We start from the raw sequence: 26062 nt of genomic DNA, 5'->3' as shown, positions 1-26062 counted from the left end.
CCCTAAAGGTATAATGCATATTTTGCTGCATTTATGGTGAAAAGGATCCAGCCAATTACCAGAAGTATTCCACCCAAAGGAGTTATAGGTCCCAGAAACCTCATTTTTTTTCCACGGGCCGCACTTAAAGTAAGTCCATATATACTGAAGGAAAAAATTATAATCCCAAAGATAAAACACCACCCCATCAGGATTTGTGAAGTTTCAATAAATGGAAAGGTAATTCCTGTAAAGACCAACATCAAGGCGTGATACATTTGGTATTTTACTCCGGTTTCAAAACTTTTAAGTTGATCTTCAGTAAAGCGTTTCTTAAGGGCATGGGCCCCAAAAGCGCCAAAAATAACGGCCAAACCTCCAAATAAGCCGCCAAATGTTACTATAAGTTCCTTCATTTGCTAAATTTAAGTGAAAATAAAGGGCTAAATTACCGCTAACCCTGTAAAGGCTGCAATTTATAGTATCTTTGTGTAAAAATAAAAAAGTTATGAAGAAATCGTTATTTATAGGAGTTTTATGTGCTTTATTTATTACTGGTTGTAGCCCTAAAATTGTTGGCACCTGGAATGTTGATCGTTATGAAATAGATAATCAGAAAGGTCAAAATGTAACAACAAGAAATGCAGGTGAAATTGTGATAAACAAAAATGGAACCGGTGAAAAAAATATAAAGTATACTATGTTTAGCAATGAATTTAGCGATGTGCTAAATTTTAAATGGAATTTACAAAATGAAATTTTAACACTTTCCACCTCGAACCCAAAAGAAAAATCTGATTTTGACAAAACCTGGTTCGTTATTACTAATAAAAAGGACAAACAGTTATGGAAATCAACCGATGGAAGTAATACTGTTCAAATAATTGAGTTGAGCAAAAAATAAAATTTTGAGTTAATAACAAAAAAAGGAGGCTGCTTATTAATTCAAGCAGCCTCCTTTTTATTTAGAAAATAATTTATTTGCTTAAGTACATCTTCCTTCTCGAATAAAGATCATAAAATGCATCGTCTCTAAGGCTGTCAATAAATAGAATACTTTCTCCTGTACTTTTCATTTCAGGCCCTAACTGTTTGTTAACCTTATGGAATTTATCAAAAGAAAATACCGGTTGCTTGATAGCATAGCCTTTTAACTGCGGATTAAATTTAAAGTCTGTAACCTTGTTTTCTCCTAACATAACCTTGGTGGCGTAATTTACATAGGGTTCTCCGTAGGCTTTTGCTATAAAAGGCACTGTTCGGGAGGCACGTGGATTCGCTTCAATAATGTAAACCTTGTCATCCTTAATGGCAAACTGAATATTTATTAATCCAACGGTATTTAATGCCAATGCGATTTTATGGGTATGATCGATTATTTGCTGCATTACAAGGTTTCCTAAATTAAAAGGGGGAAGCAATGCATTTGAATCTCCGGAATGAATTCCACAAGGCTCAATATGTTCCATTATTCCAATGATATAGACATTTTCACCATCACAAATCGCATCGGCTTCTGCTTCAATCGCGCCGTCCAAATAATGATCCAACAGCAGTTTATTATTTGGAATAGATCTTAGAAGATCTATTACGTGAGCTTCCAGTTCATTTTTATTAATTACAATTTTCATACCCTGGCCTCCCAAAACATAGGATGGCCGAACTAAAATGGGGAAATCCAGTTTTTCAGCAACTGCCAGAGCTTCTTCAGCTGTTTCGGCTACGCCAAATTCCGGAAATGGAATATTGTTCGCTTCCAGTAATTTTGAGAAGCTTCCTCTGTCTTCAGCTAAATCCAGCGCTTTATAACTGGTTCCCATGATCCTTATTCCGTAACGGTCCAGCTTTTCAGCTAGTTTCAGTGCCGTTTGTCCTCCTAATTGGACTATTACCCCAACTGGATTTTCGTGACGAATAATATCATAAATATGTTCCCAGAAAACCGGCTCAAAATAAAGCTTATCTGCTACATCAAAATCTGTAGAAACCGTTTCGGGATTACAATTGATCATGATGGTTTCATATCCACATTCTGAAGCAGCCAAAACCCCATGAACGCAGCTGTAGTCAAACTCGATCCCCTGGCCTATTCTATTGGGTCCGGAACCTAAAACTACAATTTTTTTCTTATTGGTTACCTTGCTTTCATTAGCCACATAGCGTTTCCCCTCTGCAGTTTCAATTTCCGCCTCAAATGTGGAATAATAGTAAGGTGTTTCCGCTTTAAACTCGGCGGCACAGGTGTCTACCAATTTAAATATCCTGTTAATATTAAGCTCATCCCGCCGGTTATACACTTCACTTTCTAAACATTTAAGCATGTAAGCAATCTGCCTGTCGGCAAATCCTTTTTGCTTAGCCTCAAGCATAAGGTCTTTAGGCAATGTTCCTATATCGTATTTTGAAATTTCTACTTCAAGAGCATATAGTTCCTCGTATTGTTTCAGGAACCACATATCGATTTTGGTGATTTCGTGAATTCTACTAAGCGGAATTCCTGCCTGAACAGCATCATAGATAACAAAAACCCTATCCCAGCTGGCGTAGGTTAATTTTTCAATTATCTGGTCGTATTTCGTCTCCCCTTTACCATCGGCACCAAGTCCATTCCGTTTAATTTCAAGAGACTGGGTAGCTTTGTGAAGGGCTTCCTGGAAAGATCTCCCAATTCCCATCACTTCCCCAACAGATTTCATTTGAAGACCCAGAGCACGATTGCTTCCTTCAAATTTGTCGAAATTCCATCTTGGAATCTTCACGATCACGTAATCCAGCGTTGGCTCAAATAAAGCTGAAGTAGTTTGCGTTATTTGATTTTCAAGTTCATCCAGGGTAAATCCAATAGCTAGTTTAGAAGCTATTTTTGCAATTGGATATCCCGTAGCTTTAGATGCCAAAGCTGAAGATCTTGAGGTACGCGGATTGATCTCGACAGCAACAATATCCTCTTTATCATCAGGACTTACCGCGAATTGAACGTTACATCCTCCAGCAAAATCACCAATACTACGCATCATTTTGATAGCCATATCACGCATTCTCTGGTAGGCGGTATCACTAAGCGTCATTGCAGGAGCTACGGTAATAGAATCACCCGTATGGATTCCCATTGGATCCATATTTTCAATGGAACAAATTATAACAACATTATCATTCTTATCCCGAAGTAATTCAAGTTCAAATTCCTTCCATCCCAACAATGCCTTATCTATAAGAACCTCGTGAATAGGGGAAGCTTCCAGTCCCATAGTGAGCAATTCATCAAAATCTTCTGCCCGGTGAACAAAAGAAGCACCACTACCACCCAGGGTAAATGATGCCCGAATTACTAAAGGAAAACCAAATTCCTGAGCAACTTCTTTTCCTTGTAAATAGGATGTTACTGTTTTTGCAGGAGCAACAGGAATTCCAATCCTTCCCATGAGTTGCTTAAATTTCTCACGATCTTCGGTTATATTAATGGCATCTATATCTACACCTATCAATTTTACTCCAAAATCTTTCCAAATACCCTTTTCATCAGCCTCAATACAAAGATTTAAAGCCGTTTGACCTCCCATAGTAGGAAGCACTGCATCTATATTAGGATGATTTTTAAGGATCGTAATAATAGACTTGGTGGTGAGTGGAAGAAGATACACATGATCGGCCATTGTAGGATCGGTCATGATAGTAGCCGGGTTGGAATTGATAAGAATAGTTTCTATCCCTTCCTCCCGCAAGGATTTTAGGGATTGTGCACCGGCATAATCAAATTCACAAGCCTGGCCGATAACTATAGGGCCTGAGCCGATTATTAAAATCGTTTTAAGTTGTGTGTTTTTAGGCATTTTAATAAGGTGATTTATTATTTTATAAAAATAGGAAGCTCTTAGGTATAAAAAAAGGCGTTACTTAAAAAAGTAACACCTTATTATTTGGAAACTAATTTTCACTAGTGTTTATGTCTAGTTTCAGAAGATACCGATAATTTTTTTCTTCCTTTAGCTCTTCTTCTAGCTAACACTTTTCTTCCGTTCACACTTGCCATGCGTTCTCTGAAACCGTGCTTGTTTTTTCTTTTTCTCTTAGATGGTTGAAACGTTCTTTTCATTTTAATTATCTTTAATTCTTCAGTAGAAACCTTAGTTAGATTAGTTTTAATTCTTTCCTTAAAACTGCGGGCAAATATACAAAGACTTTTATGTACTGCAAAACCTAAATAAAAATAATTTGTAATTGTTTTTATTAACTTTGCGGGCTTAAATTAAAAGCCTTTATGTTCAATAAAAATATCAAATTAGTTTTAGCCGGAATTATAATAGCAGTTGCTATTTGGCAATTTTTCCTAGGTAACATTGGGAATGGGATCATGTATATCCTTCTTTCCCTTATTTTTATATTCCTGTATTTTAAAAATGAAATGATTTTGTTGGCATTTTTAAGGCTGAGAAAACAGGATTTTCCCGGTGCAAAAAAATGGCTCGATAAGATAAAAGATCCGGAAGCGGCACTTACAAGAAAACAACAAGGCTATTTTTGGTACCTTCACGGCCTTATGCTTTCACAAACCAACATTACCAAAGCAGAGAAACATTTTAAAAAAGCCATCAAATTAGGACTGGCGATGGATCAGGATCTTGCTATGGCTAAACTTAATCTGGCTGGTATCGCCATGACCAAAAGGCGCAAAAGGGAAGCTCAAATTCTACTTACCGAAGCAAAAAAACTCGACAAACATGGTATGCTGAAAGAGCAAATCACCATGATGAAACAACAAATGAAAAAGATCTAAACTCGTCGATAGTTAAAATTTTAATTTTTCATTTCCATCCGTGCACTTAGGCTAATATACATGCGCTTGAACGAATAGATTTCTTTAGGGTAACCTTGTTGCCTAAATTTGTATTTACCGAGAAGTAAATACAAAATATGGTAAAACTTTTACCCCTACTAATTATCTTACTTTACCTTTCCAACCCTGTTTTCGGACAAGAGGATGAGTCTCGTATGTTCTTTTCAGAAGCTCTTGCCGTCCACTTACCAAAATACGATCAAAGAGCTAAAGCGGCCTATTATAAAAGAGATTATGAGGAAGGCCGGAGACTTTTTGATTCGCTTATCGAACATGGATTGAAGGGTAGTTATATGGACAACTTCAAATTCAGTAACTTAAGCAAAAAAGAAAGTTCGCTGTATGAATTTAAAAAACCTATGTATTTCATCACATATGCCTCCTGGTGTATCACATCTCAAGGTGAAATTCCTGCAATAAATCAACTGGCTGAAAAATACAGCGATAAAATTGATTTTGTAATCCTTTTCTGGGATAATCATAAAACCACACAACAAATTTCCAAATCATACAATGAACATATAAAAGTGCTTTATGTAAATGAAATGGAAAATAAAGATTCCTACGTAATAAGCAAACTGAAACATTCTCTTGGTCTTCCCACAACATTTTTAATAGATGGAAACAAAAAAATTTTGGATATAAGACGTGGCGTTACACATCCCTATGGAAAGGGTTTTGAGGAATCATTTGATATGAACTATAATTCTATTTACGACGGGATCGCCAACCACCTACTTGGATCTAAGGAATATTATAATGCAGAAAAGGAAACCGTAGCCTTGAACTAACCATTCTTCCAGTATTTAAAATAAGGCTCCTTTAATTCCACCTGTGCGTTTAACCTCCCTATCCTTTCATCAAAAATAGGCTATTTATTCCTTTAACATTCCCCGTTGGTTTGGATTTATTTATTTGCCTTATTTCTTCAAATCCTAATTGCCAAAAGGATAAATTCCCTTTTTTGGAATTTCAATTTCATATATTTTACCAGATTTATTGTTAAGATGAGCTTCCCTAAGCCAGGGATTGTGGATTTTTAAAATCTTATAATTGATATTCAACTTATTTGCAAATGCAGCAAAATTAGTTACAGGAGTGTCTACTTTCACTGTGTTAGTTTCAATATGGGAATACAGGTCTTCCTGAGAAAAATTGAAGCCATATTTTCTCGGGTTTTTCATAATTTCCTTTAATGCAATGATTCTGAAAACGTATCTACCTGTTTCCTCTCCCAGTAAAAGATCATAGTAATCGTTCACTTCTTGCCGCTCCAGCTGCCTTAAAACACCTGTATTCCCAGCATTATAAGCTGCAGCTGCCATTGTCCAGCTTCCAAATCGCTCTTTGGACTTTAAAAGGTATTCACAAGCTACTCTGGTAGATTTCTCTATGTGATAGCGCTCATCTACATTATCATTGATTTCCAGTTTATAATCTTTTCCCGTTCCTTCCATAATTTGCCAAAACCCAACTGCACGTGCAGGGGAAACAGCCTGAGTCAATCCGCTTTCTATAACCGCCAGGTATTTAAAATCATCCGGGACTCCATATTCCTTCAAAATAGGTTCAATCACCGGGAAATATTTATTGGCTCTTTTAAGCAGCAACAAGGCATTTGACTGCCAATAGGTATTTACGAGCAATTCTCTGTCCATTCGCTCATAAACATCCGGATCTTCGATGGGAACAAGTTCCCCTCCAAAATTGAGATTTTCTGGCATGGGTAATGCATAAATAGTATAGTCTCCCGTTACCTTTTTTGATTTTTCCCCGGTATTTTCATTATCTGTATTTGGTCCTTCCTGCACAGCCTGGATGCTTACCGCTAAAACTGCGATAAGCCCAACACTCATCAATAATACTTTTAAAATTTTCATAACTTTATTTTTATTATGTTTAACTAAGTTTTCCGTTGATAATAATTCCAGGCAAATGCCTATTGAACCATTTATATCTATTGATGATCATAATGTGGGTGCCCCCCTTTACTGTAATACAATCTTTAATATATTTATAAGGAAAGATCTCATCCTTATCTCCGTGAATGTGAATTATCTCTTCAATAGGTTGGTCACAATCCCATAGCACCATATTTTTTATAGCCCAGTCTAAATATTTGGTATTTCTAACCGATAAATATTTCTTGTAAAGCTGAGCCCTTTTGGTTATATAATCTCCAACAGCAATATTTTCAAGTTGGTCTATGTAGTCCATTAAACTGGTGGGAATAAGTTTAAAAAAACCGGTTTTCCCCGCATACTTCATCCTTCGCGGAAGTTCATTCCTGCATTTTACACTAGAAATGATAATAAGTCGCTTTAAATCCAAATATTTACTCATTTCCTGGACAATAATACCACCAAAAGATACGCCAATAAGCACTATATGATCATGTTTTATGTATCGATTCATCCTTTGAGCATAGTGGGTCAGGGTTTCTTCAGTGGAAGGAATTATCCATTCCAGCAAATGAATTTGAAACTGGTCCTCCGGAAGTTTAATGTATTCAAAAATCGATGGGTTTGCCGCCAATCCTGGCATAAAGTAAACGTGGATAATTTGCTTGTTATTCAACATTTAAAATGGGCTATTACACTAAAAGATCAATTTATATTCAACTTCAACTTCAAAATTACAGTTATTTTTTCCTCTTAAACTATAAAGACGCATAAAAGATAATCCGAAAAAGAGTCAATTTTAAGTATGGATAGAAAAAAATTTCATACAAATAAACATTTCTATATAATCCAGATGATTTTTGACCGGTATCTCTTACGAATTTTGCAAATTAAAATCTTATCTTTACAGGATAGTGATAAATTCTTTCTGAATTGTTTAACACACTTTATTATCTGAAAATAGAGAAAAACAAAAAACTAAGATCTCAGGAACATCAAATCGAATACCCGGGAGCAAGCTAAGGATATATAAAAGAAAGAAACATCCGGAACCTAGGATTTTTCTGAAAGACAGGGCTCTCCTGGAACAGAAATAGGAAATAGTATTAATTATAATAGCCTTCATATTTATGTGTAAAGGAAAAGTTGAACTAAATTTTAAAGAAGATGAATGATGTAGAGATTGTAATTACCAACAATGAATTTTTAAGACAGTTTGAGGCTGTAATACAAAACGAATTGATCACTGTGGAATATTCCCAGCAAGAACGAAAAATATTTCTCACAAAGTTAAGGATGCCGGATCCTTTAAAAGATGAAGGCTATCTGGAGCCGTTTCTTGAAAAATTATTAAACCAAATCAAAGAAGGAACAGACAGGGTTGTGCCTACAAGTCCTGAAATAGCAAAATTTATTAGAAAGAACAGAAGGAAGTACAAAGATCTTCTTCCTGTAGGAATAAATATTTAAACCGCGACAGAAGAATTTTTATAGTTGAAACGCACCAACCCGTCTTCATCTATTTTTTCAAGTTCAATTTCATGCAAGGTATTAACAAGCTCAGGATTCCAGGGAGTTTTCACCTTAACATAATTTTCTGTAAACCCGTGGATGTAACCTTGCTTATTTTCACCTTCAAAAAGAACGGTATGGGAAGTCCCTAGCTGACTTTCATAAAAAGCCCTTCGTTTTTTCGCCGAAAGTCCTCTAAGCATTTTACTTCGTTTTTTTCGCACTCTTGCCGGAACTATTTCCTCCATTTCTGCCGCAGGAGTATTTTCCCGCTCAGAATAGGCAAATACGTGTAAATAAGAAATATCGAGTTCGTTTAAGAAATTATAAGTCTCTAAAAAGTATTCTTCCGTTTCTCCAGGAAAACCAACAATAACATCAACACCTATACAGGCATTGGGCATTACCGTTTTTATTTGAGCAACTCTGTTAGTATACAATTCCTTCATATACCGGCGTTTCATCGCTTTTAGGATGTTATTAGAACCACTTTGCAACGGAATATGAAAGTGAGGCACAAAGGAATTGCTTTGGGCCACAAAATCAATTGTTTCATTTTTTAAAAGATTTGGTTCTATGGAAGAAATTCGCAAACGCTCAATTCCAGTAACTTTGTCCAATGCTTTTACAAGATCTAAAAAGGTGTGTTCATGTTTTTTATTCCCGAATTCCCCTTTTCCATAATCTCCAATATTCACTCCTGTAAGTACGATCTCTTTAATCCCTTTAGCCGAAATTTCTGAAGCATTTTTCAACACGTTCTCCAGCTTATCACTTCTCGAAATACCTCTTGCCAGTGGAATGGTACAGTAGGTACATTTATAATCACAACCATCCTGGACTTTTAAAAACGCCCGGGTCCTATCCCCAAAAGAGTATGCACTTACATAAAAATCGGCTTCTGAAATTTCGCAGGAATGGATTTCAGCAAAATCAGATTTGGTGAGATCGTTTAAATAATCGGTGATCTTAAATTTTTCTGAAGCACCTAAAACCAGATCTACACCATCAACATCGGCTAATTCTTCGGGTTTTAACTGAGCATAACAGCCAATGGCAATTACAAAAGCATCTTCATTTGCCTTCTGGGCATGTTTTACGATAGTTTTGAAACGCTTATCGGCATTCTCGGTAACAGAGCAGGTGTTGATTACATAAATATCGGCATGTTCAGAAAAATCAACACGCTGAAAACCTTCCTCTTTAAAGGAACGCGCAATGGTGGAAGTTTCAGAAAAATTGAGCTTACAGCCCAAGGTATAAAAAGCCACTTTTTTAGGATTGCTCATCACCTGATTTATTTAAAATTATGCCTGAAATTAGGGCTTGCAAATATACCCACTTTTATCGGGTTATTAAAATGGCCTGGGCTAAAGAAAATTGTAAAAAACTTTGAATTTCTTAGAGATTTTCCAGAAAACACCAACGTTAACCTTTACGATCTTCGAATCAAATTTAGTCTTTCCTCCACTTTTTGGTCTCATCGAAAACCTGTTCTAAAATTGCTTTATCATCATTAGTGAATTCGATATTCCTTCGTTTCATAACAACTTCAGCCACTTCAAAGGCTTTAATGGTTTTATAAGTCGTCATTCCGCTGCTTCCTCCCCAACTAAAGCTGGGAACAAAATTGCGTGGAAATCCACTTCCGAAGATATTTGCACTTACACCAATGACAGTACCTGTGTTAAACATAGTATTGATCCCGCATTTACTGTGATCTCCCATCATTAATCCGCAAAATTGCAAGCCTGTTCTCGCAAAACCTTCCGATTCATAATCCCAAAGCCTTACCTCTGCATAATTGTTTTTTAAATTGGAATTGTTAGTATCGGCGCCAAGATTACACCATTCCCCAATTACTGAATTACCTAAAAAACCATCATGACCTTTGTTGGAATAGGCAAAAATAACCGAGTTATTAACCTCTCCCCCAACCTTCGAAAATGGGCCCACCGTAGTAGGACCGTATATTTTAGACCCCATTTTTAAAACAGAATTTTCACAAAGCGCGAATGGACCGCGTATCATGCTGCCTTCCATCACCTCTGCATCTGCCCCTATATATATTGGACCTTCAGAAGCATTTAGAGTGGAAAATTCAACTTTAGCTCCTTTTTCTATGAAAATGTTTTGAGATGAAAGAACATTGTTAGAGGTTGGAATGGGTTCGCTATGCCTGTTTTTGGTTATTAAATCAAAATCGGCAGCAATCGCTTCTCCATTTTTTGAGAAAATATCCCAGGTATTTCCCAGGTGAAAAACGTCTCCCTGTAATTCAAGTTGTGTAAAGTTGTCAAAATCGACCTCCTGATCTTCAATAGTGAAAAAAGCGACGATCTCGTCACCATGAAAGATCGCCTGATCCGCTTTAAGATCTTCAATTTGAGCTAGAAATTCGGGTGTAGGAAGATAGGAAGCATTGATCATTATGTTCTCCGGCATTTCCACCATAGGCCATTTTTGAGATAAATAATCTTCAGTAACTGTTGAAGTAGTAGTAATTAAAAGCCTTTCCCATTTCTCGCGAATGGTGAGAATCCCAACTCTAATATCGGCAACGGGCCGGGTAAAAGTAAAAGGAAGCAACTGTCTTCTTGCCGATCCATCAAATAAAATATAGTTCATACTAAAAAATTTATGGAGTAAAGGTACGAGGAAAATAAAAATCGTGCTATATCCCTGGGATGACACTATTTAAAAACAAATAGAATATAAAACCCAAAAAAGCAAAAAGCCCTCATTTCTGAAGGCTTTATTATTTTTAAAACAAGAATCTTATTTCTTGAATTTGGCGTATTTATTTTTGAATTTATCAATTCTACCTGCCGTATCCAGTAATTTGGATTTCCCAGTGTAGAAAGGATGAGAGGTTCTTGAGATTTCCATTTTTACCAATGGATACTCTGTACCTTCAACTTCTATAGTTTCTTTAGTATTTGCGGTAGATTTAGTAATAAATACCTCCTCGTTGGACATATCTTTAAATGCTACCAATCTATAATTTTCCGGATGGATTCCCTGCTTCATCGCTTTATTCTTTAAATATCGTGTTCGTTTTTCGAGTGGCAAATTTAAGCAATTTTAATAAATATCAAACTAATTCTGGCTGAAATTTTAAAAGACTTCAATTTACACTTAAAATTCAGCGGTATGTAACGTTTTCCTATATTTGTTTACTAATGCCATATAACCAATAATTAATCTAATGAAAAAATCTTTACAATCTGTTATTGTTCCTTATGGTCTTACTTTAGGCGTAATTTCTATGTTAATCACAGTAGTTATTTATGCTTTAAGTCTTGAATTGTTCACCAAGTGGTATGTAACCCTTATCAATTTTTCGATTGTTCTTGTAATAGGAATTATGGCTGTAAAAAAAGTTAAAGCTATTGATGCAGAACCTTTCTTTTCATTTAAAAGCGCGTTTTCTGCATTCTTCTTCACCGTTCTACTTGGCTCATTGATTTCAATAGCTTTTACCGGGATACTTTTTAACTTCATAGATTCAGAAGCAGCTCAATATGTACAGGAAATGACCCTGGAAGCAAGTCGTGAAATGATGGAGAAATTTGGTGCGCCACAAGAACAAATAGATGCCGCTATTGCACAACAGGAAGGGAATAATCCTTTTGGATGGAAAAATTTATTTATGGGATTTGCTTTTTCCATAGTTCTTTATGCAATTTTGTCTTTAATAATAGCAGCAATATTTAAGGAAAAAGATCCAAATAGAGCATAATTTATGCAATTATCCATAGTTATTCCTCTTTTAAACGAGGAAGAATCTTTACCGGAATTATATAATTGGATTGTATCTGTGATGCAATCCAATTCCTATTCCTATGAAATAATTTTTATTGACGATGGCAGTACTGATGAATCCTGGGACACCATCTCAAATTTAGCATTGAAAGATCCGGCCGTAAAAGGTATTAAATTCAATAGGAACTATGGAAAATCCCAGGCACTTCATGCAGGGTTTCTTGCTGCTAAGGGTGATGTTGTAATCACCATGGATGCAGATTTACAAGATAATCCCGACGAAATTCCTGAATTGTATGACCTAATAAAAAAGGAAAATTACGACCTGATCTCCGGCTGGAAGAAAAAGCGATATGATTCGGTTTTGTCCAAAAATCTACCTTCAAAACTATTTAACGCTGCAGCCCGGAAAACCTCCGGAGTAAAACTTCACGATTTTAATTGTGGGCTAAAAGCTTATAATAAAAGGGTTATTAAAAATATTGATGTGTACGGAGAAATGCATCGTTATATTCCAGTATTGGCTAAAAATGCGGGTTTTGTAAAAATAGGAGAAAAAGAAGTAAAGCATCAGGCCCGGAAATATGGTAAAACCAAATTTGGAATGGAGCGTTTTATCAATGGTTTTCTGGATCTTATAAGCATTTGGTTTTTGTCGAAATTTGGAAAAAGACCTATGCACCTTTTTGGTGCCCTTGGCGTGCTAATGTTCTTTTTTGGATTTATTGCCGCAATCTGGATAGGTCTTTCCAAACTTTATAAAATGTATCACAGCCAACCCAATATCCTCGTGACGGATAATCCATGGTTTTACATCGCTCTCATCCTTATGGTGATAGGAACCCAGTTTTTCCTCGCAGGATTCCTTGGAGAACTCATTTTAAGAAGTAAACGTGAAAAAGAACGTTATTTGATCAGCAAAACAACAGGAATAAATTAATCACTCCCGGCATAAAATCCTTATTTTTGTTTCTAAAATTTTAGCAAATGTCAAGAATAAAACCTGAGATACTTACCAAAGCTAAAGCGTGGCTGTCTCATCCTTTCGACAAGGAAACACGTGAAAGAGTTCAATACCTTATAGATAACAACCCAATAGAACTGGAAGAGAGTTTTTATAAGAACACTTCTTTTGGTACTGGGGGAATGCGCGATATTATGGGAGTTGGACCAAACAGGATCAATAAATACACCCTCGGGAAAAACACCCAGGGAATTTCAAACATACTTAAACAGGAATTTAAGGGAGAAGATCTAAAAGTTGTGATCGCGTACGATTGCCGCAAAAATAGCAGGCAATTGGCTCAAATAGTGGCTAATGTGTTTTCTGCAAATGGAATCAAGGTTTTTTTATTTTCAGATCTGCGTTCTACTCCTGAACTTTCTTTTGCGGTAAAATATTTGGATTGCCACTGCGGAATCGTCCTTACTGCCAGTCACAATCCCCCGGAATATAATGGTTATAAGGTTTACTGGCAGGATGGCGGACAATTGGTGCCACCTCAGGACAATATGATAATTCAGGAAATAGAAAAACTTGAATATAATGAGATCAAATTTGAAGCAAACAAAGATCTGATTGAAGTTATAGATGAAAAAGTGGATAATGCTTTTATTGAAGCTTCAGTTAAGAATGGAAGTTTTGATACTTCTTCCTCTGCAAAAGATAATCTAAAGATCGTTTTCACTTCGCTTCATGGAACTTCCTCTACTGTTAATCCTCAAGTACTGGCCAAAGCAGGTTACAAGAACGTTTTCACCGTGAAGGAACAGGATGAGCCGGATGGAAACTTTCCCACGGTAAAATCACCCAATCCTGAAGAACCTGAAGCCCTGAAAATGGCGATGGACCTTGCTGAAGAAAAAGATGCAGATATCGTAATTGGAACCGATCCCGATGGCGATCGCCTTGGGATTGCCGTAAGAGACCTTAACAACAACCTGATACTACTTAATGGTAACCAGACCATGGTTGTGATGACCTGGTTTTTACTGGAGCAATGGAAAAAAGAAGGGAAATTGAATAAAAACTCCTTCGTGGCCTCTACGATTGTTTCTACCCCCATGCTTAAAAATATTACCGAAAATTCTGGTGCCCAGTACCACGAAGTTCTCACCGGTTTTAAATGGATCGCTAAATTGATCAAGGACCATCCGGAATTGGATTTTGTTGGAGGTGGTGAAGAAAGTTTTGGATATATGGTTGGTGATTTTGTAAGAGATAAAGATGCAGCAACCGCTACCCTACTTGCCTGCGAGATCGCGGCCCAGATGGGGGCCGAAGGAAGTTCATTTTACAAAAAACTTCTTGAACTTTATACTGAATATGGGTTGTACCGGGAAGAACTTATTTCATTGGTGAAAAAAGGAATGGACGGGGAATCCCAGATAAAACAAATGATGGTAGATTTAAGAGAAAATCCACTTTCTGAAATCAACGGGGAAAAAATTGTATTGATCGAAGATTATCAATCTTCTGAAGCAAAAAATCTTCAGGACCATACCAAACACACCCTGGATATTCCTAAATCCAATGTGCTGATCTATTATACGGAAGAAGGCACAAAAATCGCAGCACGCCCAAGTGGAACAGAACCTAAGATCAAATTCTACATCAGTGTAAACAGCGAATTAAAATCAATTGAAGAATTTGAAGATGCCAGTGAGCAATTGAAGGGAAAAATAGTAAAAATAAAAGCTGATCTACACCTGGATTAATTAAAACTAAATGACATATTTCAGAAAAATCCTTCAGTACGCAAGGCCTTACAAGCGTTTTGCTGTACTTAATATTATTTGCAATATATTTTATGCACTGTTTAGCACCCTTTCTTTTATTGCACTAATTCCTGTAATCAACATTTTATTCGATAAAAGTAAACGTGTAGCTGAAAAACCCGAGTGGGAAGGTATCACCGGAATTAAAGATTTTACAGTAGATTATTTTAATTATAATGTAAGCCAGCGGGTGGCTGAAGATGAAGTCTCTGCCCTTATCTTCATTTGCGCAATTGTAGTTTCATTGTTTTTTCTAAAAAACCTATTCGGTTATCTGGCCGCATTCTTTATCACTTTTCTCCGGAATGGTGTTCTGCGGGATGTGCGTGATGCGGTCTACAAAAAGATCCTTGAATTACCGATCTCTTATTTTTCTGAAAAGAAAAAAGGAGATACTATCTCCAGGATTACTGCAGATGTTAACGAAGTTCAAACTTCGTTTTTATCTATTCTGGAGCTTATTGTGCGTGAGCCGTTGACCATTATTTTTACCATTATTGCAATGTTAATGATAAGTGCAAAACTCACCATTTTTGTATTCATATTTTTACCGATTTCAGGGTTTATAATATCTGTAATAGGAAAGAAGCTAAAATCCCAATCCAGAAAAGCTCAGGAAGAAAACGGGCATTTCTTATCCATTGTTGAAGAAACCCTTTCAAGTTTAAAGATAATTAAGGGGTTTAACGCAGAGGGCAGGTTCCAGGAAAAATTCCAGGATTCTACAAATAAGCTTAACACTATCCTAAACAGCCTGATTAACCGCCAAAACCTGGCCTCCCCTGCAAGTGAATTCCTTGGGATTTTTGTAATTGTTATAATTTTATGGTTTGGAGGGAATATGGTCCTGGTAGAGGGTACTTTAAACGCTGCAGCTTTTATTGCTTTTTTAGGATTGGCTTACAATATACTTACCCCAGCAAAGCAGATCTCAAAAGCAACCTACAGTGTTAAAAAAGGGAATGCAGCAGCAGAGAGGATCATAGAAGTATTGGAAACCCCTTCTAACCTTACAGATGCTAAAGATGCCATTATTGTCAAAGATTTCGAGAAGGAAGTAGTAATTGAAAATATCAGTTTCAAATATGAAGATGAATTCGTACTAAAAAACTTTAGCCTTACCGTTCCAAAAGGAAGCACGGTTGCCCTTGTAGGACAATCCGGAAGTGGAAAATCTACTATTGCAAATTTGGTTACCAGGTTTTATGATGTAAATGAAGGAACAATTAAAATAGACGGAACAGATATTAGGCAAATCACCAAACATTCCCTTAGAAGTTTGATGGGATTAGTCACTCAGGATTCTATTTTGTTTAACGATACTATCAAAAACAATGTTTCCCTGGGGAAAGTAACTGCCACAAATGACGAGATTATAGATGCTTTAAAAATTGCGAATGCATGGGAATTTGTAAAAGATCTTCCCAAAGGAATGGAAACCAATATAGGAGACAGTGGAAATAAACTAAGCGGTGGCCAGAAACAACGACTTTCTATAGCCCGGGCAGTGCTTAAAAATCCACCAATTATGATTTTGGATGAGGCCACATCAGCACTGGATACTGAAAGTGAAAAACTGGTACAAAAGGCGCTGGAAAATATGATGAAGAACAGAACTTCCATAGTAATTGCACACCGGCTCTCCACAATTCAGAATGCCGATATGATCGTAGTAATGCATAGGGGAGAAATTGTTGAGCAGGGAAAACATGAGACTTTACTTACCTATAATGGAACTTATAGAAAGCTTGTTGAAATGCAATCTTTTGATTAAAAACTTCAAATCAATTACGGGAGAAACCTCACTGGTTTTGTAAAAAGAATTTGACATCAAGAATTTCGATGTAATCTCCCGTACCGAACTCAACGAGCAAGGTATCCCTAACCCTAATGATAGAAATAAAAAAACCTCCCAGGTCTTTAAGATCCGGGAGGTTTTTAATTTAAAAGAAAAAAATGGATGAAGTAGGTCCATCCATTTTTAAAACATTTTTCATCGTGGGGGGCGATGAAAAAATGGCCGATTCAATTTTAATTACTTGGGGCAAAAAAAGATTAAATCATTTCTGATGATCAAATATACTATTAAAATTGGTTTTACCAAAATAAAAATGCTTTTTATCCTGTTTTTATGTATTTCGTCTTATTGAGTACCTTTAATTCCTACAAAATTCCTACAAAATTGAAAGAGTAATTCTGGGTATTGCATTAAACTTTTCAATAACTTTAACAACTTAATTTTAAACTCAATCATTGAAAAAGGAGGACTCCTTATTACTTGAGAATTTAAAAAACCCCACTACCAGAAACGAGGCTTTTAAAGACCTTCTTACCTGCTACAAGGAACGGCTGTATTGGCATATCCGGAATATGGCCAAAGATCACGAGGACACGGATGATATTTTACAGAATACCTTTATCAAAATCTACCGGAATATTGAGAAATTCAAAGGAGAAAGTCAACTTTACTCCTGGATGTACCGCATCGCCACGAATGAAACCATAACTTTTCTCAATCTAAAAGCTAAAAGATTACAAATTGATTCTACAGAACTGCAAAGCCATCTTATCGATAATTTAGAAAGTGACGTATATTTTGAAGGAAATGAAATTCAGCTAAAATTGCACCGGGCCATTGCTACGCTTCCGCAAAAACAACAACAGGTTTTTAATATGAAATACTTCGAGGAATTAAAATATCGTGAGATGGCAAAAATACTGGAAACCAGCGAAGGAGCTTTAAAAGCATCTTACCACATAGCCACAAAAAAAATTGAAGAATTTTTAAAGAAGGATTAAACCATTCTTAAAAAAATAAGTCAAAGTAACAAATGGAAAAGAATAAGTTTAAATATAATCCCAAATCAGGCTTTAAAGTCCCCGAAAACTATTTTGAGGATTTTGAATCTAAAATTTTAGCTTCTTGCGTGGAAAAAGATATGATGAAAACCATGGAGAAGAGTTCCGGCTTTAAAGTTCCGTTAGATTATTTTGAAACTTTAGAAGGTGAGATCCATGCAAGAATAGCAAATTCTGAATCCAAAGGAAAAGTTATTCCCTTGTACAGGAGAAGAAAATTCTATTATTCTGCTGCAGTTGCCGCTATATTCGTTGGGTTAATTTCAACCCTACTTTTCAAACCTGTACAACAGGAAAATTCATTTGATTCTATTGAATTGTCGGCGATTGAAGAATATATGGACTCAGGGAATATAGATTTCAATTACAACGAAATTTCGTCGATCATTTATGAAGAAGATTTTGTTTTTGATAATATAACTAGGTCAAATTTAAGCGATGATGCAGTTTTCGAATATTTAAATGAAAATATTGAAGATCCTGCCGTTATACTGGAGTAAATGAAAGAAATTGGAAATACTCCCCTAACCTATGTGAGAACAAATGATATAATTATGAAAAATCCATTAGAAAAAATTTCTCACACAGCGAAATAATTATATGAAGGTTACTCAAGATAGCTATCGGGAGTCATCAAAAAAATAATAGAAACAGATGAAAAACATAATTTTACTTTTAAGTTTTCTTTTTGTTGCCTTAAGTACAAATGCTCAAAAGACCAGCAAGGAAGACCACAGGGAACAAATAAAAACCATGAAGGTTGCCTATTTCACACAGGAACTCAACATGAATCCTCAAACCGCGCAAAAATTTTGGCCTATTTACAATGGGTACGAATGCCAAAGAAGGGATCTTCACCGCCGCGAGGATATAGATATGAACCTGGATAATATTGATAAAATTTCTGAAGCTGAAGCTGAAGAAATGCTGAAAGAATATTTAACCGTAGAAAGAGAAGAGTATGAAATTAAAAAAGAATTATTTTCCGATCTAAAACAGTTCTTTTCGGCCAAGGAAATAATAAAACTGCATAAAATTGAATCAGATTTTAATAAAAAACTGATCCGCGAATACAGGGAGAGAAAGTCCGCAGAAAAAAACGAATAGCAAAAGAGTTTATGGTTAGTTTTTTGGTTAGTTGTTGTGAATTCCGGATGATTTTCATCCGGAATTCTTTTTTTTAGTGATGTTCTTTATTGCCACCAATTATTTAAATTTCAGTTTAGCTATTCTGCTTTTCCCGGCCGCATAAGCTGTGGAATCATTTAAAAACCGGATGGTAAAAAAGCCCTCATCAGATAGTTTTTGCCAGGTTTCTCCTTTATTGTTAGAATAGGAAATCCCGGTAAATCCAACGGCCACAATTTCATTAGCTTGTCCTCCGGGCACATAGCGCACACTGCTTTTATAACCGGGATCTTTCCCATCGGCAACCAATTGCCAGGTTTTACCGCCATCTGTGGTAATTGCTTTATTGGCTTTGTTTAATTGAGGTGCAGTATAATCCCCTCCTATTATGATTCCGTTAGTGACATCATAAAAATCAATACTATAGCCTCCTGAAGTTCGTGTTCCCTGAATTAAAGGGGTTTCAAAAACCTCCCAGTTATTTCCCTTATCCGGTGAGTAAAAAACCCGCGATCTCATTCCTCCGGAAAGTATCCAGGTATGATCTCCTTGTACCGCAATATTTGAATTGCTGGCAGCAAAAGCCGCTTCACCTTTAATAAACGGGGGGAGGACATTACACTGAATTTTGTTCCAGTTTTTTCCACCATCTCTAGTAATGATTATGGATAAACAGCCATCTATTGGATCTCCCATTGCGATTCCTTCCTTATCATTCCAGAAAGTCATAGCATCGTAAAATACCTTTTCATTTCCCTCCTTAAAAACCAACTCCATGGAACCCGTATCCCCGGTTTTAAATAATAATGCAGGATTTCCAATGCTCAGCATAAAAAAATCTGAAGAGGTACTGGCCACCGCCCTAAATTCCGGACGAATAGAATCATACTCCTGGATGTTGGTATTCCACTCCCCTGGATTGGAGTTATAGATCCCATAAATCCCATTATTAGCAGCAAATGCAAGATCGCTGCCCATAATTTCAATAGCTCTAACGCTTAAAGAATCGTCTTCCAGAATAGTTTGAATCTCAACTTCGGTATAAGCTTTCCGGGATTCCTTTGTTTCCTTTGAAACGCAACCGGCTATAAGTAATATGGAAAGTAGATATATAATTTTCATAGATGACGAGTTTATTTTTAGTGATTATAGGATAATAAGAATTGGTTCAAAGATAAATTTTTCCGATGCAAAAAAATGTACCTTTGCAACTTTAAAATATAACTATGCGCTTACACAGAAATTTAGTATTTGCAACGGTTGATGCCCTTTCTGAAATATTCAACGAAGGGAAATATGCCGATAAAATGATCGAGAAAGCTCTCAAACGCGATAAGCGCTGGGGTTCAAGGGATCGCAGTTTTATAGCTGAAACCACTTATGATATCGTACGATGGAAACGTTTATATTCAGAAATTGCCGAAGTTAAAGCACCATATTCCCGTGAAAATCTTTTCAGATTATTCGCTGTTTGGGCCACTTTACGCGGAATTACATTACCAGACTGGAAACAAATCGAGCCCACTCCAAGCAGGAGAATAAAAGGGAAATTTGATGAATTAAGCAAAATCAGAAAATACAGGGAATCTATTCCAGACTGGATGGATGAGATGGGAGTCAAAGAATTGGGTGAAAAAATATGGGAAAAAGAAATTCATGCCCTAAATGAACAGGCTCCGGTTGTTTTAAGAGTAAATACCTTAAATATCTCCAGGGATAATTTAAGAAGTATTTTAAAAGATGAGCAGGTCATAGCAGAACCTGTTAAGGGTTATCCCGATGCGCTGCAATTGGAAGAACGCACGAATGTATTTAAAACCGAAGCCTTTAAAAAAGGTTATTTTGAAGTTCAGGATGCGAACTCACAACTGGTAGCCCATTTTCTTGAGGTAGAACCAGGGATGAGAGTGGTGGATACTTGTGCCGGTGCCGGTGGGAAAACATTGCACATCGCCGCCATTATGGAAAATAAAGGACAAATTATCGCAACCGATATTTACGAAAACAAACTGAAGGAATTAAAACGCCGGGCAAAACGTGCCGGAGTTCATAATATTGATCCCCGGGCAATTGACACCACTAAAGTCGTGAAAAAACTATATGGTACGGCAGACAGGGTTCTTATTGATGCACCTTGTAGCGGTCTGGGAGTTTTAAGCCGTAATCCGGATGCCAAATGGAAATTACAGCCAGAATTTATTGAAAACATTAAAAAAACTCAGGCGGAAATTCTAGACACCTATTCACGAATTCTAAAACCTGGCGGAAAAATGGTGTATGCTACTTGTTCTGTTTTGCCTTCTGAAAATCAGGAACAGGTTGAAAAATTCCTTGCAAGAGAAGCAGGTAAAAATTTCAAACTGATCAAAGATAAAAAACTCCTTTCTTCGGTAACCGGCTACGATGGATTCTATATGGCAATGCTGGAGAATACAGAGAAATAGCTTTTGACATAAATTTTTATAAGATTCATAACACTGCCAGCTAAATACTGGCGGTGTTTTTTTTTACCGATAGGATAAATCATTAATTAGAAGTAACTTAACTATAAATCCTTTATTTCTGAAATGTGGATGACGGAAACCCTGTATAAACACCACTGAAGAAATGCGAATTGCTCCCGATAGCTCGGGAGAACGTTTAAAAACAATAAATATCTACTTATGAAAACGCCCGGAATCATCAAAGCCTTTCTATTTATGCTGGTTGTTGGATGCTCTTCAGATAATACGGAACCTATTCCTGCTGAGGTTGAAACCTTTTCAAAGGAACTGTTTTTTTCAGAATATATTGAAGGAAGTTCATTTAATAAAGCTTTGGAAATAGTCAATTTAACAGGAGCAAGTATCAATCTTGAAACCGGAGGATATTCAATCAAAAAACAAACGAATGGCAGTGGCAATTGGATGAGTGATCTTCCTTTATCCGGCTCCATCTCCCATAATGAAGTGTATGTTATAGCGAATGAAAGTTCTGATATTTCTAAAATTATTCAGCAATCAGACCTGCTAAAAACAGGAGCTCCCATGGATTTTAACGGAAATGATCCAATTGGACTTTTTAAAAATGAAATTTTAATAGATGTAATAGGAACCATTGATAATTCCGACTATTTTGCCAGGGATAAAACGCTCCTTCGAAAAAAATCAATTGATGAACCTTCCACCCTGTTTGATATAGACAACTGGGAAGTTTTAGAAATGGATAACATAGACGATTTGGGAAAATACTAAAAACGTCAATTTTTTTGATTGGTCTTTTTAAAATTGGTTTGAGTTTAATCCCTAGCGAGTTTTATAATTCCCTGGGGCCTGCCCAAAATAAATTTCATGCAGGCGGAATTGCCTCAAAAAATTAAAATTGTTTTCCATTTCATATCTCATGGTCTGGACCGGAGGTTCCTGATTTTTTAAAGCCTGAAAAAAAAGTAACTTTTCAGCTAAATTTTCAGATTGGATTCCGCCATTATTCTTACAAAAATATCTTAAATTTGACCTTTCTCAAAACAATACAAAACCAAGCAGAATGATCCTATTCTTCGGAACTCAAACCACCAAGGTTTACGCCGTGTTAACGCATTCCTCACTTTCAGCCCAGGATATTTCAAAATTAGACTGGCTTTTTGGAGACGCTCAACACCTCAATAAATCTGCACTGGCAGATTTTTTTATTGGTCCCCGTGCCGCAATGGTTTCTCCCTGGAGTACCAATGCCGTGGAAATCACCCAAACCATGGGGATAAAAGGAATTATTCGAATAGAAGAATTCATGAAGGTGGATTCAAATTTTAAAGACTATGATCCTATGATCTCTCAGAAATATGAAGGTCTGGATCAGGAGATATTTTCAGTTGATATAGAACCAACCCCGGTGCTGGAAATAAAAGATATCGCAGCATTTAACAAGCAGGAAGGACTGTCTTTGAATTTAGATGAAGTTGAATACCTGGAAAGTCTCGCAAAAAAACTGGAAAGAAAACTTACAGATTCTGAAGTATTTGGCTTTTCACAGGTGAATTCTGAACATTGTCGCCATAAGATATTCAACGGAACGTTTGTAATAGATGGAAAAGAAAAACCTTCTACCTTATTCAAACTCATCAGAAAAACTTCCGAAGAAAACCCAAATGAAATAGTTTCTGCATATAAAGATAATGTAGCTTTTATAAAAGGACCGCGGATTGAGCAGTTTGCTCCTAAATCGGCAGATGTTCCAGATTTTTATCAAACAAAGGATTTTGATTCGGTAATATCCATTAAAGCTGAAACCCATAATTTTCCTACAACCGTAGAGCCCTTTAACGGTGCTGCAACAGGTAGTGGTGGTGAGATTCGGGACAGGCTGGCCGGTGGAAAAGGTTCACTGCCATTAGCCGGGACCGCAGTTTACATGACTTCTTACTCAAGGCTTCAAAAAAATCGTTCCTGGGAAGATAAGGTAAAGGAACGAGACTGGCTCTATCAAACCCCGATGGATATTTTGATAAAAGCCTCAAACGGAGCCTCGGATTTTGGAAATAAATTTGGGCAACCTTTAATTACTGGTTCTGTACTTACGTTCGAACATTCTGAACACGAACGGATCATGGCTTATGATAAAGTCATTATGCTTGCAGGTGGAATTGGATATGGAAAAGCTGATCAGGCTATAAAAGAAGTTCCAAAAAAGGGAGATAAAATTGTAGTCCTGGGAGGTGATAATTACAGGATTGGAATGGGTGGAGCTGCCGTTTCCTCTGCAGATACAGGAGAATTTAGCAGCGGTATTGAACTTAATGCGGTACAACGTGCCAATCCCGAAATGCAAAAGCGAACTGCAAATGCAATTCGCGGTATGGTAGAGCGCGATCATAACCCAATAATTTCAATTCATGATCACGGTGCTGGCGGACATTTAAACTGCCTTAGTGAACTTGTGGAAGAAACAGGCGGAAACATTGATCTGGATAAATTGCCTGTAGGAGATCCTACCCTTTCAGCCAAGGAGATTATCGGGAATGAATCTCAGGAAAGAATGGGACTTATTATTGCTGAAAAAGATATGGATATCCTGAAAAGGATCTCGGAAAGGGAACGAACTCCTATGTACGATGTAGGAGAGGTAACCGAAGACCATAATTTTGTATTTCAGCGGAAAAGTAACGGTGAAAAACCTATGGATCTATCCCTGGCCGATATGTTTGGGAGCTCTCCCAAAACGGTCATGACCGATAAAAACATTCAAAGAAACTATGAAGAGGTTCAATATTCTTCAGATAAAATATATGAATACTTAGATCAGGTTCTAAAATTGGAATCTGTTGGCTGTAAGGATTGGCTCACCAATAAGGTAGACCGTTGTGTTACCGGAAAAGTGGCAAAACAACAAACCGCAGGCCCATTGCAATTGCCTTTAAATAATTGTGGCGTGATGGCTTTGGATTACAACGGGAAAGAAGGTGTGGCAACTTCAATAGGCCACTCCCCTATTTCTGCTTTGGTAGATCCGGTTGCAGGATCAAAAAATTCCATTGGAGAAGCACTTTCCAATATAATCTGGGCACCGCTGGAAAAAGGATTAAAGTCGGTTTCACTTTCTGCAAACTGGATGTGGCCCTGTAATAACGAAGGCGAAGATGCCAGGTTATATGAAGCCGTCCAGGGAGTTTCAGATTTTGCGATCGCTTTGGGAATAAATGTTCCAACAGGAAAGGATTCACTTTCCATGAAACAAAAATATAAAGATGGAGATGTTTTATCCCCAGGAACTGTAATAATTTCTGCAGCCGGACATTGTGATGATATTACTAAGGTAGTTGAGCCTGTACTTCAAAAAAACGGAGGTTCGATCTATTATATTAATTTATCTCAGGACTCCTTTAAACTTGGAGGTTCTTCTTTCGCGCAAATTTTAAATAAAGTTGGTAATGAAGTTCCAACAATTAAGGACGATGCTCAATTTGCCAACATTTTTAATACTGTGCAGGGTTTGATAAAGAGTGATCTCATTCTTGCCGGCCATGATGTTGCTTCCGGAGGATTGATCACTACGCTTCTGGAAATGTGTTTTGCTGAAGTAAACCTGGGCGCTCACCTGGATCTTTCAGCATTAAATGAAAAAGATTCTATAAAGTTGCTTTTCAACGAGAACTGCGGAATTGTATTCCAGGCCAAAGATGATTCCGTAGAAAAATTATTACATGATGAGAATATAGCCTTTTTTAAGATAGGTGCTCCTGCTGAAGGAAGGCTGGTAACTATTAAAAACGGAAATCAAAACTTTGAATTTGACATTCCAAATCTTCGGGATACTTGGTATGAAACTTCGTTTTTGCTGGACCAAAAACAAAGTGGGATCGATATGGCCACACAACGTTTCAGCAATTACAAAAACCAGCCGCTAAAATTTGTTTTTCCGAAGGATTTTGATGGAAAACTTCCTTTAATTAATGGAGATAAACCAAGGATTAAAGCTGCCATAATAAGGGAAAAAGGCTCCAATAGCGAACGTGAAATGGCCCGAGCGATGTATCTCGCAGGATTTGATGTAAAGGATGTTCATATGACCGACCTGATAACCGGAAGGGAAACTTTAGAAGATATTAAATTTATTGCAGCAGTAGGAGGCTTTTCAAATTCTGATGTGCTGGGAAGTGCAAAAGGATGGGCCGGCGGATTTTTATACAATGAAAAAGCCGGTAAGGCGCTTGAGAACTTCTTTAAGCGCGAGGACACGCTGTCTTTGGGAGTTTGTAACGGATGCCAGTTATTTATAGAATTGGGTCTAATAAATCCTGAAGATTCCCAAAAACCAAAAATGCTTTACAACAAATCACATAAGTTTGAATGTAATTTTACTTCGGTAGAAATTCAGGCTAACAATTCTGTAATGCTTTCAAGTCTTTCCGGAAGTAAACTTGGTATATGGGCAGCGCACGGAGAAGGAAGGTTTAGCTTACCTTATGAAGAAAGCAAGTACAATATCGTTGGAAAATATGGCTATACCGGCTATCCTGCAAATCCTAACGGATCGCATTACAATATAGCGATGATGACCGATACAACTGGGAGACACCTTGTGACAATGCCGCATTTGGAAAGGTCTACATTTCAATGGAATTGGGCACATTATCCAAAAGGCCGAAAAGATGAAGTTTCTCCCTGGATGGAAGCATTTGTGAATGCCAGAAAGTGGTTAGAACAAAAATAGAGTTTGAGGTTATTTCAAATTTAATTGAGGGGATATGAAAATATCCCCTCTTTTTTTATAAAATAGATTTGAAATAGACCTTTAATTTCCTATTTTGCAAGGAATATCCCATAAAAAC

At 36.8% G+C, this 26062-nt stretch carries 23 protein-coding genes; 14 read left to right on the top strand and 9 right to left on the bottom strand.

The window, feature by feature from the left end; translation table 11 throughout:
- Positions 1-2: 2 nt before the first annotated feature.
- Entirely contained in the window at positions 3-395 is a 393-nt protein-coding gene (locus GILLI_RS17300; RefSeq protein ID WP_006990420.1) for a DUF423 domain-containing protein, read from the bottom strand.
- A 92-nt stretch (positions 396-487) separates the two neighbouring features.
- Here GILLI_RS17300 and GILLI_RS17295 point away from each other — a divergent pair, with 92 nt between their 5' ends.
- Positions 488-883: a hypothetical protein gene (locus GILLI_RS17295; RefSeq protein WP_006990419.1), complete on the top strand. Its 396-nt coding sequence runs from the start codon at positions 488-490 to the stop codon at positions 881-883.
- Positions 884-956: 73 nt separating this feature from the next.
- Here the strand turns inward: GILLI_RS17295 and carB are convergent, their stop codons facing one another.
- Both carB and rpmH read right to left on the bottom strand, forming a co-directional pair.
- Positions 957-3809, bottom strand: a complete 2853-nt coding sequence (gene carB, locus GILLI_RS17290; protein ID WP_006990418.1) for a carbamoyl-phosphate synthase large subunit — start codon at positions 3807-3809, stop codon at positions 957-959.
- Positions 3810-3913: 104 nt separating this feature from the next.
- On the bottom strand, positions 3914-4072 hold the full coding sequence (gene rpmH, locus GILLI_RS18220; RefSeq protein ID WP_006990417.1) for a 50S ribosomal protein L34: 159 nt from the start codon (positions 4070-4072) through the stop codon (positions 3914-3916).
- Between the two features lie 165 nt (positions 4073-4237).
- On the opposite strand from rpmH, the gene GILLI_RS17285 reads away from it, so the two are divergent.
- Positions 4238-4753, top strand: coding sequence for a tetratricopeptide repeat protein (locus tag GILLI_RS17285; protein ID WP_006990416.1), 516 nt, complete (start codon positions 4238-4240; stop codon positions 4751-4753).
- 137 nt (positions 4754-4890) lie between these two features.
- Complete coding sequence (locus tag GILLI_RS17280; protein WP_006990415.1) at positions 4891-5604, top strand: TlpA family protein disulfide reductase; 714 nt, start codon at positions 4891-4893, stop codon at positions 5602-5604.
- A 144-nt stretch (positions 5605-5748) separates the two neighbouring features.
- Here the strand turns inward: GILLI_RS17280 and GILLI_RS17275 are convergent, their stop codons facing one another.
- Positions 5749-6693 carry a lytic transglycosylase domain-containing protein gene (locus GILLI_RS17275; protein WP_006990414.1) on the bottom strand — a complete coding sequence of 315 codons (945 nt, stop codon included), beginning with the start codon at positions 6691-6693 and terminating at the stop codon, positions 5749-5751.
- Positions 6694-6712: 19 nt separating this feature from the next.
- Complete coding sequence (locus GILLI_RS17270) at positions 6713-7393, bottom strand: alpha/beta hydrolase (RefSeq protein ID WP_006990413.1); 681 nt, start codon at positions 7391-7393, stop codon at positions 6713-6715.
- Between the two features lie 488 nt (positions 7394-7881).
- On the opposite strand from GILLI_RS17270, the gene GILLI_RS17265 reads away from it, so the two are divergent.
- Positions 7882-8184 carry an N-acetyltransferase gene (locus GILLI_RS17265; protein WP_006990412.1) on the top strand — a complete coding sequence of 101 codons (303 nt, stop codon included), beginning with the start codon at positions 7882-7884 and terminating at the stop codon, positions 8182-8184.
- Here GILLI_RS17265 and mtaB read toward each other — a convergent pair.
- The 3 genes from mtaB to GILLI_RS17250 all read right to left on the bottom strand — a co-directional run bounded on the left by mtaB (position 8181) and on the right by GILLI_RS17250 (position 11256).
- The gene (mtaB, locus tag GILLI_RS17260) at positions 8181-9515 is read right to left on the bottom strand and encodes a tRNA (N(6)-L-threonylcarbamoyladenosine(37)-C(2))-methylthiotransferase MtaB (RefSeq protein ID WP_006990411.1); all 1335 of its coding nucleotides are present in this window, start codon (positions 9513-9515) and stop codon (positions 8181-8183) included. The two genes, GILLI_RS17265 and mtaB, sit on opposite strands and share 4 nt — an antisense overlap.
- Before the next feature lie 166 nt (positions 9516-9681).
- Positions 9682-10854, bottom strand: coding sequence for a GlmU family protein (locus GILLI_RS17255; RefSeq protein ID WP_006990410.1), 1173 nt, complete (start codon positions 10852-10854; stop codon positions 9682-9684).
- A gap of 150 nt (positions 10855-11004) precedes the next feature.
- Complete coding sequence (locus GILLI_RS17250; protein ID WP_040506746.1) at positions 11005-11256, bottom strand: type B 50S ribosomal protein L31; 252 nt, start codon at positions 11254-11256, stop codon at positions 11005-11007.
- A 178-nt stretch (positions 11257-11434) separates the two neighbouring features.
- On the opposite strand from GILLI_RS17250, the gene GILLI_RS17245 reads away from it, so the two are divergent.
- The 7 genes from GILLI_RS17245 to GILLI_RS17215 all read left to right on the top strand — a co-directional run bounded on the left by GILLI_RS17245 (position 11435) and on the right by GILLI_RS17215 (position 18735).
- Positions 11435-11968: a DUF4199 domain-containing protein gene (locus GILLI_RS17245; RefSeq protein WP_006990408.1), complete on the top strand. Its 534-nt coding sequence runs from the start codon at positions 11435-11437 to the stop codon at positions 11966-11968.
- A 3-nt stretch (positions 11969-11971) separates the two neighbouring features.
- Positions 11972-12931, top strand: a complete 960-nt coding sequence (locus GILLI_RS17240; RefSeq protein ID WP_006990407.1) for a glycosyltransferase family 2 protein — start codon at positions 11972-11974, stop codon at positions 12929-12931.
- 47 nt (positions 12932-12978) lie between these two features.
- Complete coding sequence (locus GILLI_RS17235) at positions 12979-14709, top strand: phospho-sugar mutase (RefSeq protein WP_006990406.1); 1731 nt, start codon at positions 12979-12981, stop codon at positions 14707-14709.
- A gap of 10 nt (positions 14710-14719) precedes the next feature.
- Positions 14720-16543, top strand: a complete 1824-nt coding sequence (locus GILLI_RS17230) for an ABC transporter ATP-binding protein (protein WP_006990405.1) — start codon at positions 14720-14722, stop codon at positions 16541-16543.
- 479 nt (positions 16544-17022) lie between these two features.
- Positions 17023-17568: an RNA polymerase sigma factor gene (locus tag GILLI_RS17225; RefSeq protein ID WP_006990404.1), complete on the top strand. Its 546-nt coding sequence runs from the start codon at positions 17023-17025 to the stop codon at positions 17566-17568.
- A gap of 32 nt (positions 17569-17600) precedes the next feature.
- On the top strand, positions 17601-18128 hold the full coding sequence (locus tag GILLI_RS17220) for a hypothetical protein (protein WP_006990403.1): 528 nt from the start codon (positions 17601-17603) through the stop codon (positions 18126-18128).
- Positions 18129-18282: 154 nt separating this feature from the next.
- Entirely contained in the window at positions 18283-18735 is a 453-nt protein-coding gene (locus GILLI_RS17215) for a hypothetical protein (protein ID WP_006990402.1), read from the top strand.
- Between the two features lie 99 nt (positions 18736-18834).
- On the opposite strand, the gene GILLI_RS17210 is transcribed toward GILLI_RS17215, so the two are convergent.
- The gene (locus tag GILLI_RS17210; RefSeq protein WP_006990401.1) at positions 18835-19878 is read right to left on the bottom strand and encodes a WD40/YVTN/BNR-like repeat-containing protein; all 1044 of its coding nucleotides are present in this window, start codon (positions 19876-19878) and stop codon (positions 18835-18837) included.
- 104 nt (positions 19879-19982) lie between these two features.
- On the opposite strand from GILLI_RS17210, the gene GILLI_RS17205 reads away from it, so the two are divergent.
- From GILLI_RS17205 to purL, 3 genes are all read left to right on the top strand, one after another.
- On the top strand, positions 19983-21200 hold the full coding sequence (locus GILLI_RS17205) for an RsmB/NOP family class I SAM-dependent RNA methyltransferase (protein WP_006990400.1): 1218 nt from the start codon (positions 19983-19985) through the stop codon (positions 21198-21200).
- 219 nt (positions 21201-21419) lie between these two features.
- Positions 21420-21989: a lamin tail domain-containing protein gene (locus GILLI_RS17200; RefSeq protein ID WP_006990399.1), complete on the top strand. Its 570-nt coding sequence runs from the start codon at positions 21420-21422 to the stop codon at positions 21987-21989.
- 292 nt (positions 21990-22281) lie between these two features.
- Entirely contained in the window at positions 22282-25944 is a 3663-nt protein-coding gene (gene purL, locus GILLI_RS17195) for a phosphoribosylformylglycinamidine synthase (protein WP_006990398.1), read from the top strand.
- Positions 25945-26062 lie beyond the last annotated feature (118 nt).

This window comes from Gillisia limnaea DSM 15749 (assembly GCF_000243235.1).
Taxonomy (GTDB): Bacteria; Bacteroidota; Bacteroidia; order Flavobacteriales; family Flavobacteriaceae; genus Gillisia; species Gillisia limnaea.
Note: the sequence above shows the minus strand (reverse complement) of the source record. Positions and strands in the feature narration are given on the sequence as shown.